We start from the raw sequence: 11972 nt of genomic DNA on the forward strand, positions 1-11972 counted from the left end.
ATAAAGAAATTTGACGGACAAATTATATGTCGAAAGATAAGCCACTATATACGCTTGAAAAAAGAGATGTTCTCTTTTTTGTGATTGCAGAAACTGTTCTTTTTCTTTTGCCGACAATTTTAACTGTGGCAGCGATTGCTTTGGGTTTTTATGTAGATTATGGTACGGGTCCGGATAAACGGGCGTGGATTCTTTCTGCAGTGTTTTGGCCTTTTATTCCATTCGCTTTGTGCGCCCCTTTTGTGTGCGTCTATAGAAAACTTTGGCGCACGCCGCATGATTTCTTTACCATTGCCAAGATTTCGTTTGTTCCGTTTATTCCAGGATGGCTGTATATATTGGGCTGCGCTATTTGGTTGTCTATCAAGTGGGAATGGGAAATGGTGGGGATTCTTGGTTTACCGTCCTTTATTTTCTTGGCTTGCTATCTCATTGTTTTACTGGGCCTTTTTCTTGCTAGACGATAACTCGTTTTATATATTTGAGCGTTGGAAAATTAGAGGCGTAAAATGGAATTCACTCTCGAAGAAATGCGTGGGCACCTTGCAGCTCTCGAAGCAAGGATTTCTGAGGCTTGCAAGATTGCGGGCCGCAGCCGTGAATCGGTTAAGCTCGTTTGGGTGAGCAAGTTCCACCCGGCCGAAGCCGTGGAAAATGCAATCAGCCTGGGCGCTACCGACTTCGGCGAGAACCGCGTGCAGGAAGCCGAACTCAAGTTCTCTTCGCCGCGCATGGCGAAGGACGGGAGCCGCGTGCGTTGCCACGTGATTGGCCCCGTGCAGAGCAACAAGTTAAAGAAGGCGGCCATCGTTGCCGACTGCATCCATTCCATCGCGAGCATCGAGGCGGTGGAAAAGCTGGAACGCGTTTGCGCGGCACTCCCCGGCAACGGCGGAAGTGGCGAGCAGGGCAAGATTCTCGATATTCTTTTCCAGGTGAATGCCGGCGAAGAAGAGACGAAGAGCGGGCTCGACGTGCACGAGGCCGAGGCTTTCTTGAACGACCTTGCCGCAAAGGCGGGCGCCGCTTCCGACGGCAAGAGCGAAAACTTCCCGCACCTGCGTTTCCGCGGGCTCATGACCATCGGGAAGAACACGGGTGTCGCCGAAGATTCCCGCGAATGTTTCGCATTCCTACGCGGATTGCGCGACAAGTTTTTGGCACGTGGCGGTGCGTTTGCCCACTTCGATCAGCTTTCGATGGGCATGACTGGCGACCTGGAAGTCGCGATTGAAGAAGGCTCCACGATGATTCGCGTGGGCACGGCCCTCTTCGGCGAGCGCGATTACTCCAAACCGGTGAACGACCCGGCGTAGACTTCGGATTATATCGGATATTTGTCTTTGGCAGCTTCGAGTTCGGCGCTGGTCTTTTCCCAGTCTTCGTATAGCTGGTCGACTTTCTTCTTGTTGTCGTCCATGTCCTTGGCGATGGCGGTGATGGCGTTCCCGTCGCCGCTTTCCGAGGCGGTCACGAGTTTCGCTTCGAGTTCGCCGCCGAGGGCTTCGGCCTTCGCGATATCTTCTTCGATTTTCGCGAGTTTCTTTTCGAGGGGCTTTATGACCTTGCTGCGCTCGGCGATATAGTCGGCACGCGCCTTGCGGTCTTCCTTGGCGCGCGGGGCTGCCGAGGGTGCGTCCGTTTTCACGTCGATGTTCGAGACCTTGATGTTCGCGGATTCACCGGCGGGAACAAGGAAATCTACCAGGGAGGCCTGCATTACCACTACACCTACTGGGACGAGGACAAGGGCGACTCGATTTCGCTTTCGATGAACGGCGTGATTGAGGATAGGGTGGGCCCGATACTCATGAGCGCCATCGTGACTCCGGGGACGGACAAGCTCACGACGCTTACGCTGTTGCTGAGCGAAGGGACGCTCGACACGAATCTCGCTGCGGCCGACATGTTTAGTTTCAAGATATGGCGTATGGGTGCGGAGGCATCTACGCAACTGATTTCATCCAGTATTTCCAGGGTGCAGAATGGCGTACGTTACGATCTCCATTTTTATGGAGGTGAAGATGCGGTGGTTCCTGCGGTGGGCGATTCCGTGCGGCTTATGCCGGGCGTGTTGCGCGACCTGAACGGCAACGTGCCGCATTTTGAAAACCCGTGGGTGCGAATCATCGGCGGGCAGCGCCTGCTAGTGGAGGATGCGGGCCTGGTGACCCTCACGGAAGAACGCGCGATTGAAACGCTTGCCTGGCAGGAAGGCGTGAAGCCCGTAGTTGTTGACCCGGAGATGTCGCTGAAGGATGCCATCGAGCAGCACGGGCTCCCGGGCCAACTGCTGAACTACGACATGCAGGAACTGGCGCTCACTGCGGGCGATTCCGTGTCGATTGATTCCATACGCATCGTGTGGGAGGTGAGTTACTTCTCGAGCCTCGGGCAGTTCGTGAACCGGGCGAAGGGCTCCGTGGCGTGTTCCGATGTGGATATCTTTGGCGGGGACTGTCGGAAAAATCCGGGCAAGGTGTTCCTCGCGTGGAATGCCCGTAGCGACAAGGGAAGGCTCGTGGGTACGGGCGCGTACATCTCGAAACTCGAATGGAAGGTGATGGCTGGCCCCGAGAAGGTGGGCAGTCGCGATGACACGTTTACGCTGGGCGTGAAGCGTTCTAAATAGCGTTAGTTGTAACTTTTTGTTTACGAGATAACAAAAAGTATCATTTTTACGTGATTCTGCTTATTGCAAGAATTGGGGTTCTTGACTTTAGCCCCTTTTCAGTATAAGTTTATAATAATGTTATATAATTATTAAAAAAGGAAGGTCTGGCATGAAAAAGGAACTTCATGTGTTTTTCCTATTTACTCTGATAGCTTTCTTTGCCTCGGTGGCAAATGCCGGGCAGGTGAATTTGCAGACTAGTCCGGAGACTGGCGGAAAGTATATCAATATGCCAGAATCCGATTATGACACCCTGATCCTTCAGGGTGCAACATCATTCACCGTATATGACGACGGTGGAGAGTATGGAAGCTATAACAATGATGAGGATGGATATCTAGTCTTGATCGTGCCGGAAGGCCTGTCGTTTGTTGTATCCGGAACTGTGAATACGGAAGAAGGTTATGATTATTTAAAGATATATAAAAACGAGGTGTCGGAGAGCGGGGAGGAAGGTGAATACCTTTTGGGTAAAATGTCGGGAGAGGGTATAGACGTTTCGATTACTAGTGCGGAACGTACCATGATACTTTATTTTCATTCGGATGGGAGTCAAGTACGTTCTGGTCTTGAGTTGAATGTTTCTGTAGGTAATGCCTCGACATCACATGCAGTGGAGTTGAATACCGCGGAAGGAGGGATTGTTACTAGCGACAAGGAAACTGCGACCTTTGGCGAAGAAGTGACTCTGACTCTGGCCCCGAGCGGTAGTAACTTGATAAAGGGCGTATCGGTTGTTGATGCCAGTGGAAACATTGTGAAGACCTCCGAAATCAACTGGTACTCTGGTACTAATACGGCAAAGTTTATTATGCCTGGTAGTAAAGTAACGGTAACGCCTCAGTTTGTGGGGCGTATTTCTGCCGCTGACGGAGCCTTTGTCAATATGCCTGTTTCGGGAACGAAAAATATCATTATTCCGGCAGGAGTTTCATCGTTTAAGATTTATGATGACGGTGGCAAGAATGGAGATTATAGTAATGATGCGGATGGATATCTTGTATTGACGGCACCAGAGGGACATATATTGCAAATCTCGGGAAAATTAAATACGGAACCGAAATGTGATTACTTCAGCATCTATAATGGTGACTTGGATGATAATGAGTTTGTGGCATCTCTGGATGGTGTAAATGTTGATGTCTCTACTAGTAGTACGGGACGATCAATGGTGCTTTATTTTAATTCGGATGGAAGTGAAACATATTCTGGCCTCGAATTAACTGTGTCCGTTGTTGACTTCTCGGCATCGCATGCGGTGGTGCTGAATCAGGCGGGTGGAGGTACCGTTGCTAGCGACAAAACTGAAGCAATGTTTGGCGATGAAGTAACATTGACTTTGACACCCGACGAAAACAAATTTATTGGTGGCGTTTCTGTTGTTGACGAGAATGGATCCCCTGTTAGCGTTTCCGAAATCAAATGGTATTCTGATGATAGGACTGTAAAATTTACGATGCCTGGAAGCGGTGTTACGGTAACGCCAACGTTTGTTAATAACATTACAGCGGAGGGTGGAGCGTATATCAATATGTCTTATGATGAGACAAGGGAAATAACTATTCCCGCAGGCGTTGCTTCGTTCAATGTCTATGACGATGGTGGTAAAAATGGGGATTATAGCGATGGTGCCAATGGTTCTATTATCCTGACTGTGCCGGATGGTTTTTCGTTCTTGATTACGGGGACGGTGAATACGGAAGGTGGTTACGACGGAATAAAGATTTATGAAGGTGTTCCGAATAATTATGAATCTTTAGAGGATTATAGCGGTGAAAATATTGACGTTTCTTTTGCCAGCGCGGCACGCACGATAACGCTTACATTCTATTCGGATGATGGTAGCACACGTTCTGGTATTGATTTGAAGGTGTCCTTGGTGAACTACACCACAGAGCATAATATTGTTGTTGCTAATGTATCGGGAGGAACGGTTACCTCGGATAAGGCCTCCGCAACAATCGGAGAAACAGTTTCTTTGAACGTTGATTTGTCTGAAGATTCTTGGTTGAATCGACTTAATGTTGTAGACGAAAATGGCAATGATGTTGTTGTTGAAGGCGGTACCTGGTACACGAACAATTCGGCTACATTTACAATGCCTTATGCTGACGTTACGGTTACTCCCGATTATGCGACGGCGCGCTCTGCCGAGGGGGGGCTTTATGTCAACATGCCTAAGAACGGCAAGCAGTATATAACGATTCCGGATGGAGTAACATCGTTCAAGGTGTATGACGATGGAGGCAAGGATGGCAATTTCAGTAAAGGAATAGAGGGAATCCTTGAACTGACTGCACCAGAAGGGAAAATCCTTCAAGTAACGGGTTATGAACGGTCATATAGCGATGGAAAGGATTGGAGCGGCTCTCTTTCCATTTACGAGGGCGATGAAGATGGTTCTGCCTACTTGGAATATTGGGGCAATTCGGAAGGGGCCGAGATTGAGCCTGTTTCCAGCATAGGAAATGTTTTGACGTTAAAGTTTGGAACGAGTAATGACGGTGTCGCTGAAGGCCTTGACTTGACAGTTTCTGTCCTCGACGAACCTCCTGCGCTTACGATAACGTACTCCCCGTCAGTGGGTGGTACACTGGATGTTCAGACCTCTGCTCAGTATCGAGAAACCGTACAGATGAGTGCGACTCCGGAACAAGGTTATCTTTTGAGTCGGGTAGATGTTTATGAGACAGAAGGCCATAATTCCGTTGCGGTCAGTGGCGGGCTCTGGTATTCGAATAATCAGGCCAGCTTTGTTATGCCGAACAAGGATGTAACAGTTAGTCCGGTGTTTACAAATAACTTCTCTGTGGAAGGAGGACTCTATGTTGTTATGCCGACGGATGGAAGTAGAATTGATGTAAATATCCCGAGTAAAGTCACATCGTTCAAAATTTATCGTGATAATTTTAACGATTATTATGGTCGTGGGACATTAGAATTGCAAGCCCCAGATGGGTATGTTATGCAGGTGAGTGGGTTGTCGGACGAACTTGCTAATGTTTTTAGGATTGAAGGGAAAAATGAATATGGCGGTAAATGCCTGTGGGGTTATTGCGGTACAGATAAGGATGTCGTAGTCAGTCAGACCTCTAGTATTGAATTGGAATATGATTCTGACGATGCCAGTTACAACCTTGATTTGACAGTGACTCTCATAGATGCTAGTACGCCGCACGAAGTGAAAATTGCGGAAGACATTACTGGAGGAACAGTTCAAAGTGATAAGGCTTCTGCTGTTGTTCAGGAATACGTCTACCTGCAGACGACCCCTGAAGAAGGCAAGATTCTGTTGTCTATGGATGTAATTGACTCTATAGGCAATTCTGTAGAAGTTGATGGTGGCTTATGGTATTCTGGCAATCAGGCATCGTTCGAAATGCCGGCCATGTACGTTACCGTTTCTCCGACATTTACGGGCAACTTTAATGACCTATCTATAAACATGCCTATCGAAGATCAGGAAATAGCGGCATATATTCCGGCCAATGTTACCTCGTTCAAGGTCTATGATGATGGCGGTGCGAGTGGCGAATATACGAAGTCCAGCGGAATCAATAGCCTAGTGATGCATGCGCCTGAGGGATTTGTTTTCCGCGTGACGGGTACCGTGTCTACGGGGTCGGACAATGATTATCTGCGTATTATTGACGGAGAGCGTTCTGGAGACATTCTTTTGAGTAGCTTGAGCGGATACGATAAAGATGTTGGAACTTATTATAGTTCGGGTCAAGTGATGACATTGATGTTCAATACCGGCAATAGTGGGACTGCGTTTGATGGCTTAGACTTGACTGTAGAACTTGTGGATGCCTCTATAGAGCATGCAATAGCGCTTACCTATAATAACCTAAGGGGAACCGTTTCTTCGGATAAGTCAACTGCGGCTACGGGTGAAACTGTTACATTGACTGCGGTTCCAAGGAGCGACTATTTGCTAAAGGAAATCCGCGTTACGGATGCAAATGGAAATTCTAAGAAGGTGACCGGCGGTACATGGGCGACATCGAATACGGCAACATTTACGATGCCTTATTCGGATGTTAGTGCGGAGGCTATCTTTACAGATAACTGGACCTCGTCTGTGCTGTTTGTCAATATGCCTGCGTCGGGGGATATGACCGTAGATATACCTGAAGGTGTATCCTCGTTCAAGGTCTATGATGATGGTGGATTGAATGCGAGCAGTGTCTTGGGTGCGGATGGACATCTTGTATTGAGGGCGCCCATTGGGTATAGATTGCAGGCTTTGGGTTCAATAACTGGTCGTTATATGGCAATAGCGAGATTGTCTATTCACGATGGCGATGCTTCTGCATCTGTAATTAGTGAGGTTAATTCTGAATATATGGGCGGAACGAAGAATGTCGCGACTGTGACGAGTTCTGGAAATGTGATGACTCTAGATTTTTCATGTAACCCTATGATGGGGAAGGATTTTGGAAATCCGGCCGATATGCAGCTGGTGGTGACGCTTGTTGCGGCTGAGGCGCACGAAGTTGCTTTGGGTGAGTATACAGGCGGAACGGCTTCTATCGACAAGGCGACAGCTTATCCTGGTGAAACGGTGACATTGACGGCTCATTCGGCGACGGGCTACATCCTTACCGGAGTCAATGTCGTGGACTCGGAAAATAGTCCTGTAAAGACGAGCGAGCCAACGTGGGATGCGGATAACACCGTAACATTTGTCATGCCGAACAATGCTGTTACGGTGATGCCCCAGTTTACGAATAACTTGACTGCCGAAGGTGGGCTTTATATCAGGATGCCGTCTGGTGGAAATGCGATGCAGTTTACTGTGCCCGAAGGGGTGACATCGTTCAAACTCTATGCAGCCGATGTGGATGAATATCATTGCACAAGCGATTATAGTGATAATATCATTGAACTTGCTTCTACTGACGGAAGTGGATTCTTGATTGCGGGAAGTATTTCTTCGGATTCGCACTTGAATATCCATGACGGACAGATAGAATGGACGGAATATCCTCCGCAGGATAGATACTATTGGGGCTATCAGTCAACAGATATAGGGCAGTATCAGAGTACCGGCGACACGGTAACGATATCCTACAACCGCTGTGAAGGTCTTGATTTGACAGTGACGGTTGGTGGTGTTGCTACAAAGTATACGGTAGCTGTTGCAGAAGCTGTTGGCGGGACTGTTTCTAGTAGCAAGGACGAAGCCCTCGCTGGACAAACCGTTAATCTCGAAATACGTCACGATGCAACCCACATTTTGGAAGGCATCCGAGTTGAGGATACTGATGGCAATTCCGTTGTAGAGCTTGGAGCGACATGGTACAATTACGGTAATCCGTCGTTTACCATGCCTTCGACCAATATTACGGTTATCCCGGCATTTACGGATAAGCTTACTGCAGAGGATGGCTTGTTTATCAATATGCCAAGCAACGAATGGAATGACTTGTATGCATCAATTCCTGGTAATGTCAAGTCGTTCAAGATATACGATGATGGTGGTAGTGATGGCAATTATACTACGTCTGCTAATGGAAGGATTTCTATGCATGCTCCCGGTGGATACGTCTTTAAATTGACTGGCTCTATGACCGCAACAGCGACGGGTCGTCTTTTAATTGATGTTGAAAATAATGGAGATTATACTAATCATGAGATAACGAGTACGGGAGAAGGCCTCGCAACTGATGTTGGTGCCATTATGGGCGATTACATGGAAATAAGGTTCCGGGGATGCGATAATGACAAGGAGTGCTATTATAGCGCCTCGACATACTCCGGTCTCGACTTGACTGTGACGCTTGTGAAGTCTGTCCACTATGCTGCAATTTCTGTTGAAGTAAACGAAGATGGAGATACGGTAGCTACTGTTAATGGAATGTATAATGGCTATGATGGTGTATATGTTCCTGAGGAAATATCTGTTGATACGCTTATCTTCAATCGAGAATTTACCACTAGCGGCTATTCCACTATCGTGTTGCCCGTTGACATCAATGGGTCGAGTATTGATGGTTTGAGGCAGGTATTGAAATTTGACGGCATGGGCGTCGATGGAAATGGCAAGAAGAAGGTTCAGATGAGGGCGGTCTGGTGCCAGAATGACGTCAATGAGGTTTGTTCGTCGCTTTCCGGAAACCTGACGGCGTACACACCGTACATAATTCAGCTTGCTGACAATACACTCACATTCCATGGTAAGCAAAAACTCTTGCCGACGGAAACTCCGGAAACCCGCGTGGGTGACTGGGTATTCCGTGGCGCGCTCGAAAGGCGTGAGTGGTATGACGGTGACGGCGAGGTTGGCAAGGTATATGGGTATGCTGCGGGTAATGCTACCGGCGTTTCTGCAGGAGACTTCGTAAAGTTTACCAATGGTGCATGGATCCGCCCGATGCGTGCCTACCTCATCAATGAGCCGCTTGATCGGAGCTTCGCAAGAGGACTTAACAAGAATGCCAAGGTTAGTGTTGCAGACGAGGACCTTCCCGAAAAGATTGAAGTCGAAATCATCTACGAAAGGGAGGATGGCAGTGAAGAGACTACCGTTATTGGGCATTTCAATACCCGCACGGGAGAGTTTATATTGAATCGCCCGGCGCGCACATTCGACCTTAAGGGCCGTAATGTGAATGGGACGCCCAAGGCGAAGGGAATGTACATAAGGAAGTAGAGGTTATAACTATGGATAACGCAATGGAACAGAAAAAAGAATACACCGCTCCGGAAATGAACGTTGTAGAACTAAAACAGAAACGCCCCATTTTGCAGGAAGCTAGCGATCCGTCTGGTTATGGAAACGAGGCTGGGTAAATAAGCGTTTCTTGAGTTAATTGCTTATATCGGGTACTTGTCCTTCGCGGCTTCGAGTTCGGCGCTAGTCCGTTCCCATTCCGCGTAGAGGCTGTCGACAAGGTTCTTGTTGTCGTCCATGTCTTTGGCGATGGCGGTGATGGCGTTCCCGTCGCCGCTTTCCGAGGCGGTCACGAGCTTTGCCTCGAGTTCGCCGCCGAGGGCTTCGGCTTTCGCGATATCTTCCTCGATTTTTGCAAGTTTCTTTTCGAGCGGCTTGATGACCTTGCTGCGTTCGGCGATGTAGTCGGCGCGGGCCTTGCGGTCTTCCTTGGCGCGGGGTGCGGCATTCTCCGAGTCGCCCATCACGTCGATGTTCGATACCTTGATGTTCGCGGAGTTTGCACCGCCGGGCTTCTTTTCGGATGCCCAGCCCACCTTCTCGAGGAAGTCGGCGTACGTGCCTTCGAATATGCGGCAGGTTCCGCCGTCGAACACCACGAGCCTTGTGGCGAACGCGTGCAGGAGTTCCTCGTCGTGGGTCACCACCAGCGCTGTGCCTTCGTAGTCTTCGAGCGCGTCGATGAGGCTCTCGATGCTTTCCATGTCGAGGTGGTTCGTGGGTTCGTCGAGCAGTAGCATGTTGCAGGGGCTTGCGAGAATCTTCCCGAGGAGCACGCGGCTCCTTTCGCCACCGGAGAGCACCTTCACCTTCTTGAGCGCGTTGTCGCCACTGAACATCATGAGGCCTGCAAGCCCGCGGGCGCGGCTCTTCTGCGATACTTCTTCAATCGCCGATGCAATTTCTTCTTCGACGGTGTTGTCGAGGTTCAGACGGTTGATATTCGTCTGTCCGAAATAGTTTATCTGTAGGTTCGGGTTGTAGCTGATTTCGCCTGCGGTTGGCTGCAGTTCCTTTGCTATCAGATTTAAAAGCGTCGTTTTACCGCGGCCGTTCGGGCCGATGACTGCGATGCGGTCGCCCTTGAATACTTCCATCGTCAAGTCGGTGATGAGCTCGGGACCCATTCCCTGCACGGTGCCGTCTTCGCCCTTGTTCGGGTACGCGAACGAGAGTCCCTTAATCTGCAGCATCCTCTTGCCGGGGAAACCTGCCTCGGTAAAGCTGAATTCCAGATTGCGTTCGTGCGTGAGGCGCTCGCTCGTGGCAAGCTTTGCGGCGGCCTTGATCTTGGACTGCACCATCGCGGCTTTCGCGGCCTTGTAGCGGAAACGCTCGATAACCTTCTCGAGCTGTTCCTTCTTTTTCGCCTCGTTTTCTTGCGTGCGTTGCGCGACTTCCTCTTCTTCGGCCACCGTCTCGCGGAGCTTTTCTACGGTGCCCTTCACCTTGCGAATCTTATGGCGGAAAATCCCGGCGGTGTGCGTGCAGACCTCGTCCATAAAGTGGTGGTCGTGCGTAATCAGGAGCACTTCGCCCTTCCAGCTACGCAGAAAACGGCTGAGCCAGCGCATCGACACGATGTCGAGGTAGTTTGTCGGTTCGTCGAGCAATAGCATGTCGGGCTCGCTCGCCAAGACCTTCGCGAGGTTCAGGCGAATCTGGAAACCGCCCGAGAGGAGCGAGGGGCTCTTGTGCATGGATTCTTCGTCGAATCCGAGACCGAACAAAATCGCTTCTACCTTGTGTTCTTCCAGCCAGCCGTCTTCATTGGGCTTCAAGACACTGCAGGCCTCCTCGTGCACGGTCGCGTGCGTGAAGTTCAGGTGCTGCTGCAGGTAGCCCAGCGTGTATTTCTTGGGAATGTCGATGGAACCGCCGTCAAGGCATTCCTGCCCGAGAATCATCTTGAACAGCGTGGACTTGCCGCAACCGTTACGGCCTACGAGCCCTACGCGCTCATGGTCGCCCACGAGCAGGCTTGCGCCATCGAGCAAAACTTGCACGCCGAATGATTTGGAGACGTTCTGAATCTGGATCACGGGAGCAAATTTAGAAAAAACCGCCTGCCGTGCCAAATTCCGCACAAAATTACGAAACTTACGAAAAGTGTTGACGAATGTTTTTTTTTTCTTACATTAAAAAGTAAGAAGATTCTAACCCCTAAAAAAGGAGATAGCATGACTATCAAAAAATGGACATACGCAGTTGGCTTCACGGCGGGATTGGCGCTTGTGGCCTGTTCAGGTGAAAACGGTACGGACGGTGCTCCGGGTGCAGACGGGGCCGATGGCACGAGCTGCGTTGCCGAGGCGCTCGAGGATGGTTCCGGCTTCGACATGATTTGCGGAGGCAAGAGTGTCGGTACCGTGAAGAACGGCGAAGACGGTGCTAACGGTAAAGATGGTACCAACGGCAAGAACGGAGCCGATGGTAAAAATGGCACCAATGGTACGAACGGCACCGACGGTAAGGATGGAACTTCTTGTGTTGTGAAGCCTTTCGATGGCGGTTTCAAGGTGCTTTGCGCCGGCGACTCCGTAGGCGTGCTCGTGAATGGCGTTGATGGCACTAATGGTAAGGATGGTACCAATGGAACGGACGGCACCAACGGTACAA

7 protein-coding genes and 1 pseudogene are annotated in these 11972 nt (G+C 49.8%); 6 read left to right on the top strand and 2 right to left on the bottom strand.

The genetic code is table 11. From position 1 onward, the window contains the following. Nucleotides 1–26 precede the first annotated feature (26 nt). Both B2310_RS08275 and B2310_RS08280 read left to right on the top strand, forming a co-directional pair. The gene (locus tag B2310_RS08275; RefSeq protein WP_097035945.1) at nt 27–467 is read left to right on the top strand and encodes a hypothetical protein; all 441 of its coding nucleotides are present in this window, start codon (nt 27–29) and stop codon (nt 465–467) included. Nucleotides 468–509: 42 nt separating this feature from the next. Continuing rightward, the gene (locus B2310_RS08280; RefSeq protein ID WP_290730405.1) at nt 510–1316 is read left to right on the top strand and encodes a YggS family pyridoxal phosphate-dependent enzyme; all 807 of its coding nucleotides are present in this window, start codon (nt 510–512) and stop codon (nt 1314–1316) included. Between the two features lie 8 nt (nt 1317–1324). On the opposite strand, the gene B2310_RS08285 is transcribed toward B2310_RS08280, so the two are convergent. Next, complete coding sequence (locus B2310_RS08285; RefSeq protein WP_290730408.1) at nt 1325–1720, bottom strand: ABC transporter C-terminal domain-containing protein; 396 nt, start codon at nt 1718–1720, stop codon at nt 1325–1327. A gap of 51 nt (nt 1721–1771) precedes the next feature. On the opposite strand from B2310_RS08285, the gene B2310_RS08290 reads away from it, so the two are divergent. From B2310_RS08290 to B2310_RS08300, 3 genes are all read left to right on the top strand, one after another. Next, a complete protein-coding gene (locus B2310_RS08290; RefSeq protein ID WP_290730411.1) occupies nt 1772–2632 on the top strand; it encodes a hypothetical protein in 861 nt (286 codons plus the stop codon). Nucleotides 2633–2783: 151 nt separating this feature from the next. After that, complete coding sequence (locus tag B2310_RS08295) at nt 2784–9332, top strand: InlB B-repeat-containing protein (RefSeq protein WP_290730414.1); 6549 nt, start codon at nt 2784–2786, stop codon at nt 9330–9332. Between the two features lie 11 nt (nt 9333–9343). Then, on the top strand, nt 9344–9472 hold the full coding sequence (locus tag B2310_RS08300; RefSeq protein ID WP_290730417.1) for a hypothetical protein: 129 nt from the start codon (nt 9344–9346) through the stop codon (nt 9470–9472). A 24-nt stretch (nt 9473–9496) separates the two neighbouring features. Here B2310_RS08300 and B2310_RS08305 read toward each other — a convergent pair whose 3' ends face one another. Continuing rightward, the gene (locus B2310_RS08305; RefSeq protein ID WP_290730420.1) at nt 9497–11395 is read right to left on the bottom strand and encodes an ABC-F family ATP-binding cassette domain-containing protein; all 1899 of its coding nucleotides are present in this window, start codon (nt 11393–11395) and stop codon (nt 9497–9499) included. 138 nt (nt 11396–11533) lie between these two features. Here B2310_RS08305 and B2310_RS08310 point away from each other — a divergent pair. Continuing rightward, nucleotides 11534–11972 (top strand): annotated as a pseudogene (locus B2310_RS08310) (hypothetical protein); the annotation flags it as partial.

Source organism: Fibrobacter sp. UBA3629 (assembly GCF_002374005.1).
Taxonomy (GTDB): Bacteria; Fibrobacterota; Fibrobacteria; order Fibrobacterales; family Fibrobacteraceae; genus Fibrobacter.